Below are 26,045 nucleotides of genomic sequence, written 5' to 3' on the forward strand. Positions count from 1 at the left end.
ATCATCGATTGCTGGTAATAAAGATAATTGTTCCATGAAGGAATCCCCCTATTTCGAATTTGTAATTTTAATATCACATAAGGTACGTGAAATTTTAATATCTCCTTGTTGAATAAGGGAACATCACGCATTAACATAGCCCCCACCACACTATTGCACGTTGTTCCTTTATCCATTAAGCCTTTAATAACTTTCGTTTCTTGGTACTCATCTTCTCTTTCGCTGCTTCTATATTATTAGCAATCCTTGCATGATCCTGATCTAACTGAATCATTCCATCTAACACCCCTGGAATCAATCCTGATTCATCGATGTATTGTAAGTAATCAACTGGCGCTCGCTCCATCTGATCTACCAGGTATCCATAAATATTAAAGTCTGCTCTCGGTATAGACTTCTTGCCCTTCGGTTGATGAGACATCTTTACATAAGATTGGATCACTGATGACGGTACAAGAAATATCGCTTGATCTTTACTAAACTCTATAAGGAAGAAACAAACCGCTCCCATCTTCTCTGCTTTCTCCAAGTAATCTAATTGATGCTGTGCAATGTTACTTAAATCAAATCGTGTAAGATTCTGGGTTCTGTTGCAAAGTTTTTGAAAGTAAGCTAAACTTTTGCAAAACAAAGTGAGGAGAATCATAAATGAGATATTTTAAAGGAAAACAATTCAGGAAAGATATTATTTTGGTAGCCGTCGGCTATTACTGTCGTTTTTCTTGAAGTTATCGAGATGTAACTGAAATTCTGAAAGAACGTGGTGTATTGGTCCATCCCACAACCATCATGCGATGGGTCCATGAATATCCAAATTAAAATTCTTACTGCTATTTCACCAAGTCGTATTCTTCGATCAATTTTACGATTTCTTTTTTCATAAATCTCAGCCCTTTCTTGCTATGTATTTCATCTATGTATATCCACTTCCCCATCAAAAAAGTTTTCAGACACAGTGTCTATTTTCAGACAAGATGTTGTTTTTTACACTCATGTGTATTAACGTCCAATGCTAAAGGTCAAATTTACCCACTTCAAAAGGTACAAATTTTAAAGCATGTTTAACTTTCATATAGTGAAAATTAGTTTTGTAAAAGCATGAAAATAGAAAATTAATGAAAATGATTTGTTTTTATTGTAAATACGAAAGTAAACTTTTAGATAGAAGTTTACTTTCAGTTTCGTCAATAAGAAAAACCACAGCAATCGCTGTGGTTTTGACCAAAACTATGTTGTAAATGCTCATAGCATTGTATGTTGGATTTCAATTGCAAGTTCCAATGTAAACTTTTCAATATTAGTTTACTTTCAAATATTTATATTATTAATTTTTAATGAGATAATTAAAATACTTTAGGAGGTTGATGCACTTGATGAAATTTTTCTTTATATTATCCGCTCTTTCAGCAATAATATTACCTTTACTAAATAAAACATCATTAGCAATTTTATTTACAAGTTTATTTTTTATACTTGCTATATTTTTTAGTAAACCCCGGTTTATAAAAAAATAATACAATAGTTAACTCCCCAAGATTGTTATAAAAACTGAGATTTCAACTTATATTACCCTTTCTTGCGAATGTAAACTTTTTATTATTAGTTTACATTCATTTCACCTAAATCATTGACTTCATCCCAATTCCCCTGATATCCTCTAAATTAGCAAGGAAAGTATACATTCAAAACACTATAAATAAAGAGGTCCAAAATCCATGAATAAAAAATCACATCTTATTGACGTCCAACCCATACGAAGTAAAAAACAGATCGAAGATATGAAATGGGCTCTCAAACGTCACTGTTCTGAACGAGACTATATTTTATTTCTTATTGGAATTCATACAGGACTACGCGTTAGCGATCTACTCCAACTCGAAACACGAACTATATTAGAATTAAGACGAAAAAAAAGAAAAGAATTTAAAATCAAAGAGGGAAAAACGAAGAAAGAACGCATGATTAATCTCACTTCTATTTTTGATGAAGTTCATTCGTATGCCCAAACACTAGAAAGTACCTGGTTATTCCCTTCTCGAAAAGGAGAGCAACCCATTAGTAAAATCCAGGCTTATCGACAATTACAAAAAGCCGGAGATTTTGCCGGTGTAGAATCCATTGGTACTCACACCATGCGCAAAACCTTCGGCTATTGGTTCTATAGACAAACAAAAGATGTTGCTATGTTGCAAGACATACTCAATCACAGTACGCCACAAATTACACTTAAATATATTGGTATCAATAAAGAAGAGAAAGATAATATCTTAGATACATTTCAAATTTAAAAAATAAACCACGCTAAGCAAAAAATAAAATAAGCTGTCCATATGGACAGCTTATTTACATAATTATCGAAAGCGGAAGTTAAAAGTTTTTAGTTTCTTGCTCAATTAAAGCACCCGTTACTTTAAGTGTATTTCTTCACAATCTTATTTTTAAAATTAGAAAAAGATTTTACTCTTTTTTAAAAATAAAGCCAGTAGTTAATCAACGAGGGTTCAATCTCAATATTTTCTTGATTTAATGATAATAGAAGATGGTCTCCGTTTTTCATTTATTAATTCTGGCATTTTTTCTAATCCTGTTGGAGTTGACTCTGGCTCAATAATTTTCTCAATTACAAGACCGTTGTCTATAAGAGTATTAATTAATGTTGAAATTGTTCTGTGATATTTAACAACATCATCTATCCACCAATGTTCCTCCCTTTTTCCTTCTTCTTGGTAATTATCTAATGCCCAATGCAATCTGTTTCCATTATTATCCTTAAACCAATTATTCATTTCCTTTCGAGCTGTTACTATTGGATGTTCTGTTGAAAAGATAAATTCACCATCATTTTTTAACAGACCTCTTATTTTCTTAATTAGATGTGAGTAATCTTCTATGTAATGTATAACTAAAGAACTTGTTATTAAGTCGAATTTTTGATTTGGAAAATTAAGTTCTTCTATTGGTACACACATATAATCTATTTTTTCGTTTTTGTTATACATTTCAGCTTGTTCAATCATATTTCTTGAGATGTCCACTCCTATAACTTTCGAGGCACCACTTTCTACACAGTACATAGAAAAATGACCAGTTCCACATCCCAAATCTAATACAGACTTATCTGTAAGATTAGCAATTATAGATTTAATTGCTGGCTGTTCAACAAAATCATTAAAGGTAAATCCAGTTTCACGTAATGACTTATACTTTTTAAAGAAAAACGGATTATCATAAATGTTTTGTTTCATTATATACCTCCTATAATACAATCTATATTTTTTATATTCTAGGGGCATCCAAAAAATTCCTATATTAACCAAAATACACTTCAACTAACCTGCCATTTAGTTGAATAAGGAACAGTGTATATCCTATACATGTTAGGTTGACATAACGTATCATTATCGGTAGCAAAGAAAAAGGCGAGTCCCTTACTTCCATAAGGGATTCGCCTTTTTTTCTTTTTATCAATCTATGCAATTTTTTATACATTCCTATCATAGTGTGGGTTTTCGGGTTCTCATTTGTTATTGGATTAGCCAAAAAACTGTATAAAATCTTGCATGCTCTTAGCGTGGGTTTTTTCCAAAATGCTGGCGGTACCCCATTGCCATCAAGCTAAGGTTTCATGATGCCCCCAAAACGAAAATTTTGTGTCTTTTATAGCAACGAAGTTCATTTTTATCGTTTTTGGGGTAACCGGTTCTATTAGGTTGATGGGCATGTGGTAGCACCACACATCCATCAACTTAAGGATTTAGACTATTCTTGAAGTTAAAAGCACGTTACTATTCTTTTATATTAACGAGAAAGAGTGACGTACTTTTTATGCATAATTTCAGTGTACACAATGACATTATTTTTTGCACCAGAACCGGATAAACTACTGGTGTGCTATATTAATCTCCACTTTCCTCGTTATTACAAGCTAATAATGGTTCGTACATCATTATAGCGTGATTCTCAGTTACATATTGATCTTCTACAAACTGTTTCTGTTGGCTATATACTCTACGTTGAATAACATTGTGTCGTATATAACCACCCCAGTATGCAGATTGGATTGAGTGTTCTTTTTCATAAACTTCATATTGATAAAGCTGCGGATAGGCTGTTCTCCATTCACCAACTAAATGTTTATCTGTGATATAAAGGTGAAGTTGATACGATTGGTCCGTTTCATTTTTAATTTGCAAGTCCAAATAGTTATAGGAACAAGTCGCTCCGCTTCCAAACGGCTGGGTCCGCTTGGAATCAGGAAAGACATCAAAGCTATGACGATATCGCTCTGTTACTGTCAATGGTGTATGTAAGGTCATCCAATATATTAAATTTGAAAGCTGACAAAGTCCCCCTCCAATGCCTGCTTGAAAAGATCCATAGTGTAATATCATACCTTCTACATACCCTTTTCTCCTAGTAGGCTTACCTATTAAACGCCAGTAAGAGAATGTTTCTCCCGGTCTAATGACGATACCATCTAGCTGTTTAATGGCAATCTTTAAATTAACAACTTTATTCTGTTGATACCACATATCTACATCCTTGAGCTTACGAAGTAGTATCGTTCGGTGCTGAATCGCTGTACAGGGTAACTTTTCTTGTTGTAAAGTTTTTGCGTATGTTTTTCCGTCTGCTAACCACTGGATGTACCTCTTTGTAGAGTAATACCATGTTCCTAGCATAATACGATACTTAGACCGCTGTTTAGGACGTAAGTTCACTATATTCATTTTATTTTCTCTCTCTATCGTTTTCATATTTTGACCTGGTCAAGAAAAACTAGAACACTATTTTCTATTTCAGCATGGAAAGCATAACCTTTTCTAATTCAGCTTTATTTAAAATACTAACGGTGATTACTATTTGATACGCACTTTTTCCATCTTTCGCAGGAACAATCATCTTCATTCCTGTTATATTACTATCACTGGACTTACCAAAGGTCACTTGGTTTCCACCAAACATCTCCATACCTTGTACAAACTCTAGTTCATATTCTTCAAACATATGGAATCCTTTGCTAGTCCAAGGATCTTTTTCCGCTCCTAGGACTTCGGATTGTTCGATGATGATTTGGCCATCATCCCCATCTACATTTATATATTCAGTTCTAACTAAAGGTTTTGGTTTCTCTATTGTAATGTCTGAGTCAACCTGTTCTTTCACTAGATGGTATCCTTCTGGCATATAATTTGGTTGTTTTATCGGAAAATCAACTAGTTTTTTCGCATCTTCTATTGTAGAGGGGAAATGTTTCCTAACTTTTCCCCACAATGGGCCAAGAGATTTTCCAATTTCCTCCGATTTTTTTTCATCTTCTGGCTCTAAGTTCCCATGGATACCTAAAGCTACTATCTTTTTCTCTATGATATACGACTCTGTTTGCCCTTTAATCAATCGATCAAATTCATCCCTTGTCAAAAAATTTCGCGCCACTTCAAATTTTTCAAGTATAGATTCATATTGACTCTCAGAAACATGAAATTCTGTAAATGCTTGTTCTTTTGTACCAATCATCTTTTCTACGATTTGCTGAATAGGAACTTTAGTTTGTGTTTTTGCTTCTTGAATATTATTTTTCACTTCCGTTTGTTCTTTTTTCGGGTTAGTTGGTATATCTGCACGTGCATTTAATAAAGATACAGATGATACAGCAATAATAGCTACAATCCCCAATGCAGACCAACGATAAGAATTCTTTTTGAACTTTTTAATCATAAGAATTCTCCTTTTTAATGTTCTTTTATTTCTACTTAAGTTCGCTAAGCTTGGTACTTGATAATAACCTGAGTTCTGTTCTAAAAGGGTAATAATGGTATGACCATATGCAAGTTTTTCCTCTGAATCTATAAATGTAAGAGCAAACGCATCGCATGCCAGTTCCTGATCTTCCCGCATGCATGCGTAGGCATACCAAAGAATTGGGTTAAACCAATTTAGAATGAGTAAGCCATGCATAAGCCAATTCACACCAACATCTCTGCGTTTGATATGAGCCAATTCATGATGAAAAATGTATCGTAACTGTTGCTCATCTAATACTTTCATATGTACAATTGACAATAACACCTTTGGCCGAATAAATCCGAACACAGTTGGACTTGAAATCTTCCCAGCCAAAAGTAGTGGGATATCCTGTTGAACGGACATAGATTGTTTGCAGTTCTTAAAGATTTTAACAATTCTTTGTTCTGTAATTACAGGTTGTTTTTTTATGTAGAGTAATAAACGCCTATTCATAATGATGGTAGTAAAGCTCAGAATGATAATCCCAGCAAGCCAAATATATAAAAGGATTGTATAAAATGAAAACGTCACATCATCTTGCTTTTCATTATTGTGCGTTTGTTTCTTACTTTCCTCATCTTTTTGTGTTGAACTAGATGTATAGGTATCTTCATTTGTGATTACCTTTGTATCACCTATATCTACCGATCCTTGCATACGTTCTTTTGTAGGAGAAACAGTTACAGGGTCTTGGTGAAAGATAACTGGAGTTCCATTACTGTACGAAAGGATAGAATAGATACTATAGGAACTATCTGGTGACCATGGTAATAGAAGTCTTACAATTAAAATCATCCATAACATGTACTGCCATCGTGGAGTTAACTTGTTTCTAAGCAAGATTTTGACACATAAGATTAGACCAACTAATATACTTGCCATAATGGATGTTTCTATCACCCAATCAAAAAATCGAGGTAGATAGACGTTTACAAACATATCTATCATCATTATCTATCCTTCCTCTGATTTTCCTCAGACTTCTCATCCAGAATACGTTTGAGTTCGTTAATGTCTTCTGAAGATAGTTTTTCTTCCTTTAAGAAATTCACAAGTAAAGGTTTAAATGCCGCACCGTAGAAACGTTTGAGGAGGGATTTTGTTTCTACTTGTAGATATCTATCTTGCGACACTAAAGGATAATATTCATACATACGCCCTTTATCTTGCTGGTAAGAAACAGCTTCTTTTTGGACTAATCGATTAATAAGCGTTCGAATTGTTTTCGGTTTCCAGTCCATTGTTGCCTCTAGCGCTTCAATAACTTCGTTCGCTGTTTGAGGAGATTTTGACCAAAGAACTTTCATGATTTCCAATTCAGCTTCCGATATTTTAGGTAATTCTTTCATTATATAAAATTCCACCCCTCGTATTACATTTGTAATCTATAAATAAATATTACAAATGTAATCATTAATTGTCAACCATATTTTGGGTTTGTAAATACATTTTCATGAAAATTAAGAAATCAGCCCCAAAAAACAATGAAAATACGCTATTCTTTTTGTAGAAATATACAGGAAGGACGGTGTTTTTGTATGAATCTATCGATTCAAGATGAGTTTCATTTATTCGCTGAAGAACTACAGCGATATCTATCTCCACATATTCTTCAACAACTTGCACAAGAGACAGGTTTTGTAAAACATAAAAGTAAGTATGGCGCACGTGATTTGGCTGCTTTATGTATCTGGATTAGTCAACAGGTAGCAAGCGATTCTCTTACTCGATTATGTAGTCAGCTTTATGCAAATACAGCTACACTTATGAGTCCAGAAGGACTTAATCAACGTTTTAACCGATGCGCTGTTTTATTTCTACAGCGTGTATTTTCCCTTTTAGTCAAAAGCCAACTAAACGATTTGTCTCAAATCCCAAACCAATACACTTCTTATTTTCAACGTATACGTATTTTAGATGCTACTATTTTTCAAGTACCCAATCATTTAGCTCCTATTTATCCTGGTTCAGGAGGATGTGCACAAACAGCGGGTATTAAGATTCAACTAGAGTATGATTTACATAGTGGGAAATTCCTCAATTTTCAAATGGAGCCAGGTAAAAATAATGATAAAACCTTTGGTACAGAGTGTTTGGGTACCTCACGACCAGGAGATTTGTGTATTCGAGATTTAGGATATTTTTCTCTAAAAGATTTAGACCAGATGGATCAACGAGGGGTATTCTACGTTTCACGGCTGAAATTAAATAATAGAGTATATGTAAAAAATGAATCGCCAGAATTCTTTCGGGATGGGACAGTTAAAAAGCAATCTTTATATGTTTTACTTGACCTTGAAGATATCATGCATCAGATAAAACCAGGGAATACTTATGAAATTCGACATGCCTATGTTGGACAACAAAAATTACCCTCACGAGTTGTAATATACAGACTTACATCAACTCAAATTCATAAACGCAGGAAAAAGCAATCTTATGTTGAAAAGAAAAAAGGCGTTACATACTCTGAAAAAAGTAAACGTTTAACAGAAATCAATGTTTATATTACCAACATACCATGGGAAATTGTTCCGATGGAACAGGTTCATGAGATCTACTCACTACGTTGGCAAATAGAGATTGTATTTAAAACATGGAAATCTCTATTTGGTATCAATCATTGTCACAACATTAAGCGAGATCGTCTAGAATGTCATCTTTATGGACAGTTAATCGCTATTTTTCTTTGTTCTTCCACTATGTTCAAAATGCGACAGCTGTTACTACAGAAAAAACAAAAAGAATTAAGTGAATATAAAGCAATTTATATGATTCAAGATCATCTGCACTTAGTATATGAAGCTATACAAAAAAACACCCAAGAAGTATCAAAAATTTTCCTTCGTCTGTTTGCCCTCTTACAGAAAAACGGACGGAAATCCCATCGATATGAGAAAAAGACAGTCTTTGATATTTTAGACTACAAACACCATTTGTCCCTATTGATTCTTTCAATCCTTTAATACCACCCCAATTTATTTGTATACCGGCAGCTACAATAAGAATTTCATACTCAAGGATAGTTTCATCATCTAAAAGAATCTTATTTTCAGACGGAAACAACTTAACAACACTTTTAGGAGTCCAAATCGCTCCGTTGGGAACAAGTGAATCTTGATCACGCATCGTACATTCCTTTGAAACAATTCCCCCCCCACTAAACTCCACAGTGGTTGATAAAATAATGTTTTTTTGATGAATCAATAATCGCTATACTTCCTTTGAATAGGGATACATTACGTAATAAATGTGCAGTAAAGGAGAGTCCCGCAGTCCCAGCACCAATTACAATAATTTTATAACTATCTCTGGTCTTCATTATCCTCTTCCTATCTGATTTTAATTGTTTGGCTAATTTGTTATTATCCATATTTTAATCCTATTAACACTAATATAAGTTAATATCCATTTATTTTCATCTTATTAAAATGAATATTTAGTTAATTTTAACCATTAACGTTATACAAACATCGCTAGGTTAACTATGCACTTTGAAAACCTGAAAACTATACTCATGCCTCTTTATTATAACTTGTAAATTTACATTTTTAGTTAAAAATTCCAAACAAACCATTTTCTCAACTTTTCATTTCCCAAATAAACATACGCACACCCTCTTAATATTTCTTTTAGGTGTGCGTGTTTTTACATAGAATTATGATTACTTCAAAAAGTGTTCCTTTTGGGACGTAAAATAAGCCCAAATAAACGTGAACTACTCGCCACTTAGCTAAGCTTGAAGTGGGAGCTTCTCAGTTCCATGACGAAAGTAACCTTTCGTCTCCCTGAGCGTTACTTCGGGGTGTTCCCCCCCTAGATGTCCAACGCTTGGATGCTCTTTTGGTACGGTTGATATTTTACGCAGGAACCGAATGGCTTGGTTTTCGCACTCTATTTTCTTCCTGCAACCTCATATATCAAGTTATCAAAGAACTTCATATAGCTAGTTTATCAAAAGTTTTTGGCTATGCCAAACCGAAATTCATCTCCCACCTACCGTTGGGCTATCGCCCTTCACACGCTTGAGGAAGGAGAATTCTTTCGGTAAATTCGTTAAAGCATATAGGGTTCCCATCCAAGTTTCATTTCACTATATTCATTTATAAGTTTAAATAGTTTAATGTGAATTTCAGATAAAGGGTGATACCTAATTGAGGTCCATATTGATGAACCCATCGCATAATCGTTGTGTGTAATCTTCCTTCCTCCATCATCCCCACCAAATCACGAAAACTGAGGTTGTACCGTTAACAAATTAATATCCGGATGATAATGCTTCCATTTGAATACATTTTCCTTTTCCATCCCAATCACGCATCATTTCTAGAGTAATCGTATCAGTATGTCCAAGATTTATTGCAAGTGTCTTGAAGTTTTTGCACCAGAACCAAAAATCCGGTACTGATGATTCAGCACCGGATTCCTTATGAAAGAGTAATATAATTGCGACCTGTTGACTAAGCTATACACATTAAGCAACTAGCTCCTGTGCTTGATTTTGAAGGGCTCGCTCTCGAAATTCTCCATTCTTTCCAAAGTTATTCTTTCACAGGAATAACAGCACCGTTATATTCCTTATTAATAAAGTCTTCAATTTCTTTCGAATGCAATATTTCTACAAGTGCTTTAATTTCTTTCTTATCTTTATCACCTTTACGAACTGCAACTACGTTTACATATGGAGAATCATTACCTTCAATCGCGATTGCATCTTTCCTTGGATTTAATTTTGCATCAATTGCATAGTTAGCATTAATTAAAATAGCATCGCCTTCTTTATTTTTATACATTTGTGCTAATAAACCAGGCTCAATGTCTGTTTTGAATTTCAAATTTTTCGGGTTTTCTGCAATATCTTTTACGGTTGCTTTTACAGGGTCTATACCATCTTTAATTTTCAAAATACCTTCTTTTTGTAAAATCGCTAAACCACGTCCATGATCAGTAATTGCATTACTCATAATAATTGTTGCACCATCTGGAAGCTCTTTTAGGTTTTTATATTTTTGAGAATATAAACCGATTGGTTCAATGTGTATTTTTCCAGCTACTTCAAAATCATATTTTTTGTCTTTCATCTCTTTCTCTAAGTATGGAATACCTTGGAAATAGTTTGCATCTAATTCTTTATTCGCTAATGATTTATTTGGTAATACGTAGTCTTGGAATTTTTTAATTTCTAGCTTTACACCTTTTTTCTCAAGTAACGGTTTTGCTTTTTCCAAAATAACTGCATGCGGTACATTAGAAGCACCAACAACAAGCTTATCTTCACTTTTTCCTCCACAAGCAGCTAAACCAAAAATTGCCGTTGTAATAAATGCTGATAGTAATAGTTTTTTCATGTTGTAAACACCCTTCTTCTTTTTTATGTATTTATTTTTTTATCAATTCACGTTGTAACAAAATTGCTAATCCATTGAATTAGCAAAACAATGAGTAATACACAAATTGTTGCATTGATTGTCACATCGTTATTCCTGTGCTGAAATCCTTCTAAATAATCAAGTCTCCCTTGTCTACCAGCACTGATAACACCAGCCATTGCTGTATAATCTACAAGAGCGATTGGCGTTATTGTAATACCAACTACTAGTGCTAGTAAGGATGCCAGAATCAATACCTTCCTAATAATCGTGCTCGTTTTGCTCCTATTGCGTTTAAAGCTTCAATAACTTCTTTATCAATTTCAACCATTCTTGCATAGAATGGTGCTACTCCAATAATTAAAGCTGGCAGTTCTACACTTACCCCGAGGAGAATCTTCGTAAACGGAATCAATAAAATAACTAAACAATCAAAATATTGAATATAGAATGGAACAAAAGATTTTTATAAATACTCCCAATCACTGTATAAATCGCTATGTTTTCTCACAAAATATCCTTCACTCTCATTCGAACAACAAAAAACCTTTCTGCTTTTAGAATGAGCAGAAAGGTTTTTATGCATATATCAACATTATCCCTTCCTCTCATCTCTCAAAGCATTTGCTTTGCAGGAATTAGCACCATTCCAACGTAAAAGTTGATGGTTGCTGGGTTTCACAGGGCACAGTCCCTCCACCTCTCTTGATAAGAGAAATCAGATCTAATTTTCGTCTGATTTAAAATTTATGAAATTGTCTATATTTTATGAATTAAATTTTATCAATATACATTCGTTATGTCAATAGGAATTTTTGCAAAAAACAAAACTTCAAAATACCGTGCACCGATTTACATTATTTTACGCACATAGAACATCGGTTGAATTTTATGGTTCTGGTGCGAAAACTTCAAGATAATTGCAAGTAATCTCTAAATCTTGGATATACTGATATTATCACTCTAAAAAAGGTGCGTGATCAGTATGGAAAAGCGAAATCTATTCAAATGGAAGCATTATCAGCCTGATATTATTTTGTTAACGGTAAGATGGTATCTACGGTACAACCTCAGTTTTCGTGATTTAGTGGAAATGATGGAGGAACGGGGCTTATCCATTTCTCATACAACGATTATGCGTTGGGTTCATCAGTACGGTCCTGAATTGGACAAACGAATCCGACGTCACCTTAAACAAACAAATGACTCCTGGAGAGTCGATGAAACATATATCAAAGTAAAAGGTCAATGGATGTACCTGTATCGTGCTGTTGATTCAAAAGGAAATACAATCGATTTTTACCTAAGCAAAACAAGAGACCAGAAGGCTGCAAAGCGCTTTTTCAAGAAGGCCTTGCGGTCTTTTCATGTTTCAAAACCTCGTGTTATAACAGTCGATAAAAATCCAGCTTATCCTATAGCAATTGAACAGTTGAAAAAAGAAAAAAGCATACCTGGTGGTATGCGACTTAGACAACAAAAGTACTTGAATAACATAGTAGAACAAGATCATCGTTTTATAAAGAAGCGAATTCATTCTATGCTAGGGTTCAAATGTTTTGACACAGCTACATCCATTCTTTCTGGAGTAGAAGTCATGCATATGATTAAAAAAGAACAGGTTGATTTGCGGGACCTGATATTATCCCCTTAAGGTAGACAGTGTAAAAAGACCATGAATACACATGGATGTTACACTTTTACTTGGAGGGGATTTTTATTATGGTTAAAAAAGGGGATAAATTTCAAACTTATTCAGATGAATTAAAAGTACAAGTTGTAAAAAGTTATTTAAATGGTGAGGGTAGCCAATCAGCCATAGCGAAGAAATATAAGCTTAGAAGTAGAACACAGTTAATGAATTGGGTCCGGAAATATCAAGAAACAGGTGATATTTCAGACTTGCGGGGGCAAAATGGTGGTAATAACGGCTTAAAAAACCTCTTAAAAGGTCGTTCTCGCACGAAGTTCGATAGTATAGAAGAAGAATTGGAATACTACAAGGCGCAAGTGGCTTACTTAAAAAAGCAGTGTCCAAATCTATAGGAGGTGTTCTTGCTCAAACGGCTAGGTACGAGATTATTGAAGAACTACGTTCTCGGTACAAAGTAACCTGGCTTGTCGTCATTGCTCAGTTAAATCGCTCTAGCTACTATAAGTGGCGTTCAACATGTAATCAAAGGCAATTACGTCTTTCAAAGGATAATACACTGCGTGAACAGATTCAAGCAATTCACATAAAACACAAGGAATACGGTTATCCTCGCATGACAATCGCCTTACGAGAGGCCGGACTTTTCGTGAACCACAAAAAAGTATATAGACTTATGCGAGAGCTTCAAATTCAATCGATCATCCGTAAAAAGCGACGCTTTTTCAAAGGGAAATCCTCAAGGGTTTTCCCTAATGTAGTAGAACGGCAATTCCAAAACCGCAAAAAAAATGAGGTACTTGTCACAGATATCACTTATTTGCCATTCAAAGATAAATTTCTCTATTTATCGGTCGTTCAAGACCTTTACAATAATGAAATCGTTGCTTGGAAACTCTCACATCGCAATGATTTACAACTTGTTCTAAAAACATTAGATTTAGCAACACAAAAAAGAGATGTGTATGGAACCATCATCCACTCAGATCAAGGATTCCAATATACATCTCCTGCTTATTATCGTATGCTTCAACAGCTAGGCGCCATCGGCAGCCATTCTCGCAAAGGAAACTGCCATGACAATGCTTGCATTGAATCATTCTTCTCTCATTTTAAATCTGAAATGTTTTATCTTAATGACTATCAAACAAAGGGAGAACTAATTCAAGCAATTGAAACATACATCTATCATTATAACTACAAACGATTCCAAAAACGACTCAACCATCGAGCTCCGATCGAATTTCGAATTTCGATGGCTGCATAGTCTTTTTTACAGTTGTCTACTTGACGGGGATAAGTCCAAAGAGACTTCGCCTTTTCAACGTACTATGAACTTCAACAATTACTAGCTACTTCCTAAACATTGTTCCTCATTTACCAACCTGTTTATGCTTTTTTTAAAATTTGCACAGAACCAACAATTTCTTCATATTACTTATTATCCATTATCGGCTGGAGCCTCTCCTGTATTCCCATCATTACTTGGTTGCGTTGGTGTTCCATGGCCATCCCCATTGTTTGGCGGCGTTGTATTTCCTTGGCCACTACCATTGTTTGGTGGCGTTGTATTCCCTTGGCCACTACCATTGTTTGGTGGCGTTGTATTTCCTTGGCCACTACCATTGTTTGGTGGCGTTGTATTTCCTTGGCCACTACCATTGTTTGGTGGCGTTGTATTCCCTTGGCCACTACCATTGTTTGGTGGCGTTGTATTTCCTTGGCCACTACCATTGTTTGGTGGCGTTGTATTTCCTCGGCCACTACCATTGTTTGGTGGCGTTGTATTTCCTCGGCCACTACCATTGTTTGGTGACGTTGTATTCCCTTGGCCACTACCATTATTTGGCTTACTTTGCTTTTGCTCTTCTGGTTTCTTTAATTCCTCTTGTTTCTTTTGCTTTTCTTGTTGCTTATTTTGATTATTATTACTTGGCTTTTCAGTCGTATTTGGAGAAGAATCACGTTTCTCACCTTTAATACGTAATTCGCTACCTTCTTGAACTACACTGTTCGGCATTTTAAATTGCGACTTATCTGTAGCCATCTTGCTCATCATTTCTTTAAAAATCAACTGAGAAATTTTCGTATTTTTACTACTAATATAATCGTCTTTACTATCTTTTATATATCCAGTCCATACTGCCATCGTATATTGTGGTGTATAACCAGCAAACCAACTATCACGAGTTGCACTTTCTGGTAGATTATATTGTGCTATTTGTTCTAAAGAATAGTTTGTTGTACCTGTTTTACCCGCTACATCTAAAGAATCTATATTAGCTGCTGTACCCAATCCAGATGAAACAAAAGTACGAAGCATATCAGTAATCATATATGCTGTAGAATCCTTCATAACTCGTTTTGGCTTTTGCTCAAAGCTTTTTGATTTACCATCTGGATAAACTACTTTCTTAACAAAATGCGGCTTCGTATACTTACCATCATTACCAAATGCCGCATAAGCACCTGCAATTTCAGTTGGTGACGCTTCATTTGTACCAATCGCTGTTGACTCGGTCGGTGCTACATTAAAGGTAATACCTAACTTTTCAGAGAAAGCTTTTGATTTATTAATTCCTACTTCTTTTGCAGTTTTAATAGCCGGGATATTTCGGGATGTTTTCAATGCATCACGCATTGTAATTGGTCCTAAATGCTTTCTATCTGCATTTCTAACTTCTTGTCCTGTTGAATACTTAAATGGAGAGTCATCAATTTGATGGTAAGTAGCCCATTTTAAATATTCAATTGCAGGAGCGTAATCAAAAATTGGTTTCATCGTTGAACCTGCTGAGCGATCTAATTCAATCGCTATATTATGTCCTTTAAATACAGCTTTATTTTCACCGCGTCCGCTACCAATTGCACGAACTTCTCCTGTTTTCGTATCCATAAATGTGAAAGCCCCTTGGAATTTCTCATTTGGATAATTAATAATATTTTCATTTAATAGCTTGTCCGCAAAATCCTGTGCCTTTGAGTCTAATGTTGTATAAATTTCTAAACCGTCAGATCCAATATTAGCATCTGGTAATTCTTTTTCTACTTCTTTCACAACCGCATCCATAAATGCAGGATATGGCATTGCTTGAAGTTCTGTTGCAGATTTAAGCCCATCTGTTACTTTAACCTGTGAGGCTTTTTCCATTTCTTCTTTTGTTATATAACCATGTCGATTCATTAATTCTAGTACAACGTTTCTTCTTTCTGTTGCCCTTTGAACATTTTCTTTTTTCGTTGGATCATAGTTATTTGGTGCTTTCGGTAAACCAGCCAACATTGCAACTTCTGGTAATGTTAAATCTTTCAATTCTTTACCGTAGTAGTTTTGTGCTGCTGTTGCGATTCCATATGAACGGTTACCTAAATTAATTTTATTTAAATACATCTCTAATATTTCATGTTTTGAATATTGTTGTTCTAGTTTATACGCCAAATAAATTTCCTGAACCTTACGCTTTGACGTTTTTTCCATCGATAAGAAGTAATTTTTAATAACTTGCTGCGTAATCGTACTTCCACCTTGAGAGCCGTAATCCCCTTTTAGGCTGACTAAAACTGCACGTGCAGTACCTTTAAAGTCTACGCCACTGTGCTCATAAAAACGTGCATCTTCTGTCGCTAAAAATGCATTTTCTACTAATTTAGGAATTTGATTATACATAATATTCGTTCGTTTTTCTTTCCCATATTCATATATCAATTTTCCATCTTTATCATAAATTTTTGAGGATAACGGATTAACAAGTTTTGCTTTCTCAAGTTTTGGCGCATCCTTGATCATAACGAAAAAGGTAGCAACCCCTGCGACTAATCCTACAATACCAAGTAGTAAGCAACTGATTAAAAATTTGCGAAAAAACGATGTTTTACCTTGTTGTTTTTTCTTTTTAAATTGTCGTCGCTCCTCTCGAGAACGATAATTTTCTGACATGCTGCTTTCTCCTGCCTTTCAATTCTCCCGTTAATTTACTTAAAATTATTGAGGTCACCTTCAGAAATATACTTATATTTAAAAAGTGTGTTAATCGGAATCAGTCAATATTTTCCTAATCTATAGACTATAAAACTAAGATTAACTCTTGAACAAACTATTTTCATCTCTATTCTTTATAATAATGCTGCCCCTTAAAGCAAGGAAATTGTGAGCTGTTCCTCATCTCTTTGTACTATATCTAATATTTGTAATAGTGAGTTCTTGGACCACTCGTCTAATATAATGGTTCTTGTTAGCATAATCGTAATGAAATGAAAAGAATGTAAAAAACGATTCTTTTGATGTAAAAAAGAATCGACTTCTAATTTTATCCTATAGATGGTATGGAATATAGGGGATCAGAAAGCAAAAGGTAAAATCAATACCCTCACTTGAGAGCATCTATTGTAACCTTGGCAGTCTGCGCGATTAGCTCAGTATCATATATAGCATCTTGACTGGACAGAATTGCAATGATAATCGGTTCTCTGGTTCTCTATTCGGTGGCTAAACGATGGCAATATCATTAGGTGTTCCGTAGCTTCCGGCTCCAGATTTATCATCGACTTCCCAATCTTTTGGTACACCAGCATGGATGAGTTCGTCTCCTGTAGCGTTTCCGCGCATCCAATCCGTAGGGATTTTACGTTTATCAGTTTGGAGTGCATCTCTGACCGTGAAAGCCTTAAGATTGGTAGCAAGTGTTTTTGCTGTACTTGTATCACAAATGTCTCCCTGAATAGCTTCTTTCATATCTGGCTCAAAGCAATCAGCCAAGGTAACCTTATTACCATTCTGTCTAAGTGCTTTTTCAAATCCTTTAGGTCCGTCTAATTTCTTGAATAAAATGTTCCCCGCAGTGTTATCACTGTAACGAATAGCAGCCTCTGCAATTTCCCCAAGAGTCATGCCGGTATCCACGTGTTTCTCTGTAATTGGTGAATACTCTACTAAATCATCTTTTGTATAAGTGTTAACTTTGTCTAATTTGTCAATTGGATATTGTAGTAACAATGCTCCTGCAACCAGAGCCTTAAAGGTAGATGCGTAAACAAACCGTTCATTAGGTGATCGATAAGTAACTGCCCAGTTTGACGCTCGACTGGGTGTCAAACTTTTTCTCGAGTTGTGCGAATTCTCAATGAGCCGCATGATTTGCATGTTTAGTTTTCTCTACTTTTTCTTTTGCTTCCACCTACAATGGTTCACCTGTAAAAAGTTTTACACTTGCAAGACTTAAACTTAGTATTCCAACACACATCCCTATTTTTAACATCCTTGTACTTTTCAAGATAATCAGTCCTTTCGTATTTTGCAGTACTTAGAATAGATGTCAAATCAGATTCAGTGTATCAAGTTTGGGCACTAAGTTTTTAGGATTACACTTAATAGACAATCTAAGTAATAAATTTGTTCCACATTTACAAATAAATTAAATCTAAGATAAAATAAAATCTTTGGTTTGTATAGTAACGGAAAAGAAATGGTAATAGAGATACGGCAATATCGCCATCAAGCTAAGATTTTAAAGTACCCCCTAAACAAAAATTTGTGTTTTTTATAGCACCGAAGTTCATTGTACGTTGAAAAGGCGGAGTCTCTTTGAGGACTTCGCCTTTGTTTATATAGGGCATGATGATTGTTTTAAAAATCATATACAATTTCCTTTCTTACAATGCTTTTTTTAGTAAAATTAGGTAACGTTTTTACTGATAAAAACCAATTTTCAAAGATAATTATTTACATACTATAAACGTTGATCTTTCTGGAAATTCAGGTGGAAATGGTCTGCATCATTGTATACACCAAATTCATATCCTTTCTCTTTATAAAATTTAATAATTTCAGGAAGAGCTTGTAATGTCTGTGGTTTTTCATGCATCAAAACAACTTCTATATCTTCTGTCGTTTGTTTTTTTACATTTTCTGCAATCTGAGTTGAATTATCTTTTAATTCCCAGTCATGAGAATCAATCGTCCAATCCCAGACTTTTATTCCAGATTCTACAATTTGCTTACGAATTTCTTCGCTTTTTAGACCTGGTGCGGAACCATATGGCGGGCGAACTAATTTAGGGTTTGTACCTGTAATTTCATGTATAAGAGCTAGAGTTTCTTTCATCTCTGGTACAAATTGCCCATTTTTATATAACTTATTGCTATTATGTGTCATACTATGTGCACCAATATAATGCCCCTCTTTTATTGCTCGTTTTACATTTTCCTGAAGACTGGTATTTTGCAAATTACTTCCTTGCATGAAAAATGTTGATTTAACATTGTCCTCTTTTAATACATCCAAAAATTGACCAGTTAATGCGCTCGGACCGTCATCAAATGTTAAGTAGACTACTTTTCCTACAGGTTTTCCATCCGGCCTTTTTTGTTTTGTCGGTGGTGTTTCACTTTTCTTTTCTTGTTGCTGCGTGTTAACTTGTTTAATACTTTCTTGAGCTACCCCTTTCGCAGGAGTGGAATTAAATTTTCCAATTAATAAGAACATGAAACAAGCCGTTGCTAGAACAGCTCCTAGCGATATTATTGCCTTAGTTATTACACCTGTTTTATTTTTATTTTTTGTTTTTTTCATTATTTATCTATCCTTTCTCTATTGATTTTTATATCAATTATTTATAAATCCGAACCTTTATTTGGTTGACTCAGTATTTTCAACCGGTTCTTACAATAAATAGATTAATAGAGAGGGATAAAGATAAAATGCAGATAATGTCGAAATTAGTTAAAGAATACTTTAATTCACTCTTTAGAAAAGTATTTGCCTCCCTAATAAAGTTAAGTTAATTCCTGAATTCGAGAACTGGTTATACACCTAATAAATAGTGAACAAACAGGTTCTGGTGCAAAAACCATTTGATAGAAATATAGAACCTACATGGCCTATTTAAATTCTTCTAGAATGAAAAAGGCATAAAACGTTAAATAAAGGGGGCTGTGTAGAAATAGAACCAAATCTCGCAATAAGTATTAGCAGGCATTAGAAGTAATAAAAATGCCGCTTTTTCATGTTAAAACAGGGTGATTTTTAATTTTATAATCGATTTTTAGAAAATTATCAAAGACACATCCCAAGTGGAACAATATTTGAAAGTTTCCGTCCATGTTTAACTAGAAAAACAAAAAGAACTTGTAGGAATCACTACAAGTTCTTTTTGCGCAATGACCGCAAGGATGAAACAATATATTCCAACAGACACCAAAGGGACACTACCTATATAATAGTTTGACTCCATTATATAACAAATATTAACAGCGTCCCGACTTATTCATAGCTCTTGGTAAAGGCAGATCTTGATTCATCGTGATATCCTCCAATGTTTGCGTGAGATGTTCATCTTCATTTGCTGGTAATATGGATATTCTCATATTCATTAAAATAGTTAAATCCTATCTTAATTAATGTTTGAGACTTCTAGATTTCTATCTATACCCTTTTCTATTTTTCTATCTCTGTAGCATCTATGGGTCTTTCATTCCCATCATCAATCTCTGTATATGAGCCGTCTTCGTTTATACGAATAGACTTAGCATCTTTTTGTTCATTTGGTGATGAATCACCTGGCCTTTTATTAGGTGATTCAATCTGCTTTGGTTTATCAGCTTTCGAATCAGATTTTCCATCTTCTTGACTTACAGTACAGCCTCCTAATAATCCTATAATGAAAAGCAGACCTACTAATTTTTTTATCATTTTCACGATCTCCTTATTCTTCAAACTCTTCTAATCATAGAATTTGTTTTTTAGACGCTAGGGGCGTCTTTTACTGCTAATTTTTTCTTACTTAAATAAACTGCTCGATCCGATTTTTTTGCAACTTCTTGTGAATGCGTCACAACAATTACACATTTATTCTCTTGATGAGCGAGCTCCTGAAACAACTCAATAATCTCTTTTGCTGTTTCTCCATCCAAGTTTCCTGTCGGCTCATCCGCAATAAGTAAATCAACATTGCAAGATAATGCTCGAGCAATTGCTACACGTTGTTGTTGTCCACCACTTAGTTGCAAGACATTTCGTTTTGCTTCTACTTCTGTGAGTCCTACTTTCTCTAATAATTCTAATGCCCGTTTCTTTTTATTTTGTACCTTAACACCTGTAATTTCCATTGCCGTAAGTACATTTTGAACAGCGGTCATATAGGTAATCAAATTATAGGATTGAAAAATCACGGATACATATTGATTACGGTATCGATCTAAACCAATTTTTCGAATGTCCTTGCCTTTATACAGTACATGACCATTTTTAGGTATATCTAGCCCACAACCTAAGCTAAGAGTTGTAGTTTTACCAGATCCAGAGGGCCCTAAAATTGTATAGAAATGCCCTGTTTGAAAAGAAAAATTAACATTATCTAATATCGTTACTTTTTTTTCGTTACTTTCATAATAATAATTTAAGTTTTTAAATTGTAAAATCGTCTCCATATCGGGCCACCTTATTCATCCTTTAAAAGGATTTGTTTTGGATTTAATCGTAGAATAGATAATGCTGGAAGAATCGTTGCCAGTATAGCAATAGCTAGTCCAATTCCCCCCATTTTTCCTAGATCCTTTCCTGTTACACTCACATCAATTTTATCAATTGGATCTTCTTTTTCATTTTGCATCTTACCATTAGCTCCAACCATCATTACTGCCCCATTTTTTGCCTCATCTTTTTCTTCGCTTGCTGTAGCAATTTCACTAGAGAGTAAATTATCCCCTATTAACTGCGAAACTTTAGATCCTGTTGTTACAGATAATCCAAATGCCAAAACAGCAACACAGACAACTTCTACTACTAACTGTGCCATTAGTTTCCATTTTTTCTCTCCAATAGACAATAAAATCCCCATTTCCTTACGACGTCCTTTAATCGATAACATAATGATCAATCCTAAAATAACAGCACCTGCAATAGATACAATATAGATAATCATTTGTGAAGTAGAAGCGATGTTTTTAATCGGGCCAATCATTTGTTTATATACTTCGTCATGTGCGTCTAACTTGAATACTTCAAAATCAAGACCTGATTTCTTTGCCTCTTCTTTAAATGCCTCAACAAATAATGGGTCTTTTAAAGAATATACAGCGCTAAGTGAAGTAGCGTCAGGAGTACCCGCTTTTGCCTTCTCGTTCTTTTCCCCCGCGTTCTTTTGAGCGGATTTATAGGTAGTATATATGTTGTTAGCTGGTTCTAGCATAGCGAAACCAGCCATGAACCCATCCACTTTTTGACTCGTTTCATAGATTCCAATAATTTCGTATTCCAGTGTAGTTTTGGAATCCCTTCCTTTTACTTTAATTTTATCTCCCACTTTTAGGTTATTTTCAGCGGCTAATCTTTTTTCAATAACAGCAACATCTTTATCGGCTACATCCTTTGTAATGGGCTTTCCATCTACCATTTTACTTTCTCCACTTTTAAATGTTTCCAGTAAACTCATTTCTCTAACACCATTTATATTTAGGGCCGGTTGTTCTCCCCCTCCTATTTGCATCATAGAATTATTCTCTCTAGGCTTATCCGGTTCAATATGTTTAAATCCATCGGGAATTCCATCACTTGAGTACAAATAATTATAATTTTTAACATACTTTGATTTTGCTAATTGATCGGCTAATTGGTCAGTAAGAGGAGTAAATTTATCCTCCTGCCCACTCTCTATTAGCTTCATAGTATCAGGACCTAGATCAACCTCTGCCCCTAATTTTTTTCTTGCATCATCCGCCGCTTTTTGAGTTGCGTTTTGTACTGTGAACCCTGCTAATACTAAATTGACAACAATTAAAAAGATTGCCATCAAAATGAATGTTGTTCCTTTTCGTTGTTTCATACTGAGAATTGCTCGTTTTATAAAATTCATTTTTTTAACCTCCTTGATAACTTGTATTCTATATACGCTATCTGGAGTTTGTACGTAGTTATTCAGTATTTTATCTAGAGATATAAGGAGTTTATGTGTAGTTATTCATTGACTTGATCAAGAAAAACTGGAGCACAAATTAGAATACGCAATCGATTTTGAATATTGCTAAGGAGCCATTCCATTTAATGCACTTAGTAGTACTTAACTTATTTAATGTCTATAGCATACAAAATCCTTTTTTATAACCTAGTGCTATTATCTTGTGTTAAAATATTAGGTAGAGGGGACATATAGATTGAAGCATAATTGTAAAAATAACAAAGGAGAGAGAGCTATGCTTGATATTCAACAAATTAAAGAGATTATTCCGCAGCGCTACCCTTTTTTACTGATAGATCGTATTATTGAAGTAGAAGAAGGAAAACGCGCAGTTGCCATCAAAAATGTTACAATTAATGAAGAATTCTTTAACGGTCACTTTCCTGATTACCCAGTTATGCCAGGCGTCTTAATTATAGAAGCTTTAGCACAGGTAAGTGCACTTATTATGCTCATGAAAGAAGAAAACCGTGGAAATATTGGTTTTTTGACTGGTATTGATAATTGCCGATTCAAAAAACAAGTTCGTCCCGGTGACCAGCTACGTTTAGAAGTAGAGATGACACGTGTTCGTCGTTTATTTGCCAAAGCCCATGCTATTGCTACAATAGATAATGAAATCGTTTGTGAAGCAGACATGACGTTTGCTCTTTTCGATAACAAAAAAAGCTAAAAACTTGTTAAGTCTCTAGCTTCTTTTATCACGTAATATATACATTTCTAGTTATCATAAAAGTCATTATTGGAAGTAAAACAAAAAACACTGCTATTAAGCCCGTGTTTTTTGTTTTTTGTTTCTTCTTTCTTGAATGAATTGATTAAATATTTGAAATTTTTTTATTGAAGTTTATTAATGAACACAATAAATAATCTATGATTATCAGTACCTTATTAATAGGAGATGCTTTTATGAGGTATATTCGTATTATAAAAAGAGTAATATGAGTTTTGTATTTTTGATTCTTTCGATTTCTTTATTTATATTGTTTTGAATGTATACTTTTCTTTCTGTTTTGAGGATACCAGGAGAATTAGAATAAAGTCAGTGTTTTTAGGTGTGTGAAAGTAAACTAATGGATAAAAGTTTACTTTCACAAATACAAAAAGAATCCGGGGATTCCAGCATTCTTTTTGATAAACCAATAAGATATATTATTCAATTATTGAAAAGGAACGTCGTATATAAACCATGTTCCATTTTTTTGATACATATGGAATTGAATTTCTGTACCTATCCATGGGGGCATATTAATAACTGCGGGATCCTTGTAATTTTCGTTTATTACTACAGATGATCTTGCAAATCTAAAAGATGATAGAATTGTCTCATGAAATTCAGGTGCCTCTTTTAAAAATTGTTTCTTTTCCTCGGTCATTTTTTCATCATTTTTATAGAAAAGATAAGTTGTTTCATAATTTTTTTCTTGTATTGAATGTAAATATAATCTTACTACTGTTTTAGGTTTTTTCTCTTTTAGTGTATAAATATCTTGGGATTTTTGTAATTTATTATATAACTTTTGTTCTGTATGATTTAAATCTGTTAAATAAGGTGAAAGAGGAAATACAAACCAAAGAATAATGATTACTAAAATTAATAAACCTATTTTTTTCTTGTTCATTAAAAGCCCCTCATTCTATTATTGATAATATAAGGATATTTCAATGTATATAATGGGGTTTTGCTAGGCATTTTATTACAAAAAGATTTTCTTTGTTTGCCTTTTATAATTTACATTGAATAAGATAGATTGTTTTTGTGAATGTAAATTTATAATAAAAAGTTTACTTTCATAAAGAGGCGTACCGCCAACATTTTAACGAAAATATACGCTAAGCAAAATTCGACATGAGAAAACGTTGATTTTACTACTCTAAGCGATATCACCAGTAGGTATTTGAGACAAATGCACTTCAATGTAAAAGGTGCTGAAAAGAGCTTAAATAGTGTCTCAAAACTCATCTTTAAATCAAATTCTCAATTTAACTCGTGTTATGGAGTTTTGAGAATCCCTTAGCGTATAAAAACGTTAAAATGTGCGTCCTACCCCGTTTAGAAACAAAAAAAGACACTCTCAAGAGTGCCTCTCTTTATCAACCAACCGTCGTAACTACCACCATAGTCCATATGAATCCCTTTTTGATAATAGGAGAAAAAATAGAGTTCGAACATGTAAGTGTACATTAATGAATACACTTTACTTTATGTTTATACGAATTAATTGAGCAGGTCCTTTTGAAAATAAAGAAAAGACACCCTAAGGTGCCTTCCTCCGACTTGAACCACTTTAAATTTAATAATATGTATTGGATTCTGACCCAAATATTATTGTGCCATGTTAAGTTATTGTATTTTATTTTTGCACCAGAACTTTTTTCTTTTCATAGGGTAATCTGTCCAATTAAAAACTACTTCCACTAAAAAGATCAACTCTATTAAAGAATTGATCTTTTTTTTACTTTTGAATATTTTAATTTTTAATAACAATACAATCCTATATTATGTTAACATATAAGTATATCCCAAAATTACCAATAATTATTGAATTTTCCGCAGTAATATTTGTTACTAGAAACGTCCATTTCACTGCTTTTTTCGCTGTTGATCTCTCATAAAATAATAATAAAACCTCTTAACTTATTTGAAAGGCGTTATTATTTCAACTAACATTTAAATTTTAAAACACCCCTTTTTGATTCCGCAAAAATAATAAAGATGAATATATGAATAATGAATTAAAAACAATTATTATAAACTGAAAATTTACTTTTTATTTACAAAAAAATAAGGATATGGTAAATTTATGTTGTAAGATTTTCCTTTAATGTAAAATCTTAACAAAATATAAATTGATAGAAATGGGGAATTAGTATGAAAAAGGCTATTATCGGTGCAATTGCTGCAGGTGTTTTAGTAGTTCCAGCTTCAATGAATGTATTTGCCGCAGAAAAAACAGTTGGAAAGTCCGAAATTGTGACAGCGGATAGCACAATAACTGAAGGATTTGTAGCAGATGAAAACAATTCTGGCAATAAACCTCAGTTATACGCAGGTGTAACGTCTGGTAAAGCAGACGGTGGGTATTGGATTAGAGGAAAAAGAGATGGAAACGTCGTTTCCGAATATAAACATTATACAAAACAAGGTAGAGCAACAGTTACAAATGGAAAAGGCGTCTACAATGATGGCAAATGGCAGAAGAAAGATGTATTTAGCAAAGCAAAAGCTACATGGACATCTAGTGGTACAAATAAAGCGAATTACGATAATAAATAATATTCAAAAA

General features: G+C 33.9%; 18 protein-coding genes, 7 pseudogenes and 1 riboswitch. Of the genes and pseudogenes, 8 read left to right on the forward strand and 17 right to left on the reverse strand.

Translation table 11 applies throughout. The features are described 5' to 3' along the window. Positions 1-175: 175 nt before the first annotated feature. Positions 176-586: pseudogene (locus FT637_RS20650) on the reverse strand (Holliday junction resolvase RecU); the annotation flags it as partial. Positions 587-648: 62 nt separating this feature from the next. On the opposite strand from FT637_RS20650, the pseudogene FT637_RS20655 reads away from it, so the two are divergent. Both FT637_RS20655 and FT637_RS20660 read left to right on the forward strand, forming a co-directional pair. Continuing rightward, positions 649-810: pseudogene (locus tag FT637_RS20655) on the forward strand (IS6 family transposase); the annotation flags it as partial. Between the two features lie 905 nt (positions 811-1,715). Then, a complete protein-coding gene (locus FT637_RS20660; protein ID WP_193647889.1) occupies positions 1,716-2,288 on the forward strand; it encodes a tyrosine-type recombinase/integrase in 573 nt (190 codons plus the stop codon). 219 nt (positions 2,289-2,507) lie between these two features. Here the strand turns inward: FT637_RS20660 and FT637_RS20665 are convergent, their stop codons facing one another. The 4 genes from FT637_RS20665 to FT637_RS20680 form a co-directional block, all read right to left on the reverse strand. Further along, on the reverse strand, positions 2,508-3,245 hold the full coding sequence (locus FT637_RS20665; RefSeq protein WP_193647890.1) for a class I SAM-dependent methyltransferase: 738 nt from the start codon (positions 3,243-3,245) through the stop codon (positions 2,508-2,510). Between the two features lie 651 nt (positions 3,246-3,896). Beyond that, positions 3,897-4,730, reverse strand: a complete 834-nt coding sequence (locus FT637_RS20670; protein WP_016119196.1) for a VanW family protein — start codon at positions 4,728-4,730, stop codon at positions 3,897-3,899. Positions 4,731-4,794: 64 nt separating this feature from the next. Then, positions 4,795-6,735 carry a M56 family metallopeptidase gene (locus tag FT637_RS20675; RefSeq protein ID WP_193647977.1) on the reverse strand — a complete coding sequence of 647 codons (1,941 nt, stop codon included), beginning with the start codon at positions 6,733-6,735 and terminating at the stop codon, positions 4,795-4,797. A gap of 2 nt (positions 6,736-6,737) precedes the next feature. Further along, entirely contained in the window at positions 6,738-7,139 is a 402-nt protein-coding gene (locus FT637_RS20680) for a BlaI/MecI/CopY family transcriptional regulator (RefSeq protein ID WP_413773240.1), read from the reverse strand. A gap of 186 nt (positions 7,140-7,325) precedes the next feature. On the opposite strand from FT637_RS20680, the gene FT637_RS20685 reads away from it, so the two are divergent. After that, positions 7,326-8,753, forward strand: a complete 1,428-nt coding sequence (locus tag FT637_RS20685; RefSeq protein ID WP_193647892.1) for an IS4 family transposase — start codon at positions 7,326-7,328, stop codon at positions 8,751-8,753. Here the strand turns inward: FT637_RS20685 and FT637_RS20690 are convergent. The 4 genes and pseudogenes from FT637_RS20690 to FT637_RS20705 form a co-directional block, all read right to left on the reverse strand. Then, a pseudogene (locus FT637_RS20690) lies at positions 8,674-9,109 on the reverse strand (FAD-dependent oxidoreductase); the annotation flags it as partial. The gene FT637_RS20685 and the pseudogene FT637_RS20690 overlap by 80 nt on opposite strands. Positions 9,110-9,938: 829 nt before the next feature. Further along, positions 9,939-10,095: pseudogene (locus FT637_RS20695) on the reverse strand (IS6 family transposase); the annotation flags it as partial. A gap of 233 nt (positions 10,096-10,328) precedes the next feature. Further along, on the reverse strand, positions 10,329-11,135 hold the full coding sequence (gene metQ, locus FT637_RS20700) for a methionine ABC transporter substrate-binding lipoprotein MetQ (protein ID WP_193647893.1): 807 nt from the start codon (positions 11,133-11,135) through the stop codon (positions 10,329-10,331). Positions 11,136-11,182: 47 nt separating this feature from the next. Next, positions 11,183-11,613, reverse strand: a pseudogene (locus FT637_RS20705) (ABC transporter permease); the annotation flags it as partial. Between the two features lie 148 nt (positions 11,614-11,761). After that, a riboswitch (SAM riboswitch) is annotated at positions 11,762-11,871 on the reverse strand. Positions 11,872-12,141: 270 nt separating this feature from the next. On the opposite strand from FT637_RS20705, the gene FT637_RS20710 reads away from it, so the two are divergent. The 3 genes from FT637_RS20710 (at position 12,142) to FT637_RS20720 (ending at position 14,074) form a co-directional block, all read left to right on the forward strand. Further along, entirely contained in the window at positions 12,142-12,810 is a 669-nt protein-coding gene (locus FT637_RS20710; protein ID WP_193647894.1) for an IS6 family transposase, read from the forward strand. 68 nt (positions 12,811-12,878) lie between these two features. After that, complete coding sequence (locus tag FT637_RS20715; protein WP_193647895.1) at positions 12,879-13,202, forward strand: helix-turn-helix domain-containing protein; 324 nt, start codon at positions 12,879-12,881, stop codon at positions 13,200-13,202. Then, entirely contained in the window at positions 13,187-14,074 is an 888-nt protein-coding gene (locus tag FT637_RS20720; protein WP_193647896.1) for an IS3 family transposase, read from the forward strand. Before FT637_RS20715 ends, FT637_RS20720 begins: the two co-directional genes overlap by 16 nt. A 174-nt stretch (positions 14,075-14,248) precedes the next feature. Here FT637_RS20720 and FT637_RS20725 read toward each other — a convergent pair whose 3' ends face one another. The 7 genes and pseudogenes from FT637_RS20725 to FT637_RS20750 form a co-directional block, all read right to left on the reverse strand. After that, a complete protein-coding gene (locus FT637_RS20725) occupies positions 14,249-16,744 on the reverse strand; it encodes a PBP1A family penicillin-binding protein (protein WP_193647897.1) in 2,496 nt (831 codons plus the stop codon). Between the two features lie 430 nt (positions 16,745-17,174). Then, positions 17,175-18,062, reverse strand: a pseudogene (gene bla / locus FT637_RS20730) (class A beta-lactamase). A gap of 471 nt (positions 18,063-18,533) precedes the next feature. After that, on the reverse strand, positions 18,534-19,376 hold the full coding sequence (locus tag FT637_RS20735; protein ID WP_193647898.1) for a polysaccharide deacetylase family protein: 843 nt from the start codon (positions 19,374-19,376) through the stop codon (positions 18,534-18,536). Between the two features lie 689 nt (positions 19,377-20,065). Next, positions 20,066-20,158, reverse strand: a pseudogene (locus FT637_RS29985) (Rpn family recombination-promoting nuclease/putative transposase); the annotation flags it as partial. A gap of 82 nt (positions 20,159-20,240) precedes the next feature. Further along, positions 20,241-20,495 (reverse strand): hypothetical protein, encoded by a 255-nt coding sequence (locus tag FT637_RS20740; RefSeq protein WP_193647899.1) that lies wholly within the window; start codon positions 20,493-20,495, stop codon positions 20,241-20,243. 50 nt (positions 20,496-20,545) lie between these two features. Next, the gene (locus FT637_RS20745; RefSeq protein ID WP_193647900.1) at positions 20,546-21,232 is read right to left on the reverse strand and encodes an ABC transporter ATP-binding protein; all 687 of its coding nucleotides are present in this window, start codon (positions 21,230-21,232) and stop codon (positions 20,546-20,548) included. An 11-nt stretch (positions 21,233-21,243) separates the two neighbouring features. After that, positions 21,244-22,656, reverse strand: a complete 1,413-nt coding sequence (locus FT637_RS20750) for an ABC transporter permease (RefSeq protein ID WP_193647901.1) — start codon at positions 22,654-22,656, stop codon at positions 21,244-21,246. A gap of 337 nt (positions 22,657-22,993) precedes the next feature. Between FT637_RS20750 and fabZ the strand changes: the two genes are divergently transcribed. After that, a complete protein-coding gene (gene fabZ / locus FT637_RS20755) occupies positions 22,994-23,431 on the forward strand; it encodes a 3-hydroxyacyl-ACP dehydratase FabZ (protein WP_193647978.1) in 438 nt (145 codons plus the stop codon). Positions 23,432-23,918: 487 nt separating this feature from the next. On the opposite strand, the gene FT637_RS20760 is transcribed toward fabZ, so the two are convergent. After that, on the reverse strand, positions 23,919-24,380 hold the full coding sequence (locus FT637_RS20760; RefSeq protein ID WP_193647902.1) for a hypothetical protein: 462 nt from the start codon (positions 24,378-24,380) through the stop codon (positions 23,919-23,921). 1,250 nt (positions 24,381-25,630) lie between these two features. Here FT637_RS20760 and FT637_RS20765 point away from each other — a divergent pair. Then, positions 25,631-26,035: a hypothetical protein gene (locus tag FT637_RS20765; RefSeq protein WP_098858189.1), complete on the forward strand. Its 405-nt coding sequence runs from the start codon at positions 25,631-25,633 to the stop codon at positions 26,033-26,035. Positions 26,036-26,045 lie beyond the last annotated feature (10 nt).

Origin of the sequence: Bacillus cereus (genome assembly GCF_015071065.1) — a bacterium.
GTDB classification, from domain to species: Bacteria; Bacillota; Bacilli; order Bacillales; family Bacillaceae_G; genus Bacillus_A; species Bacillus_A cereus_BA.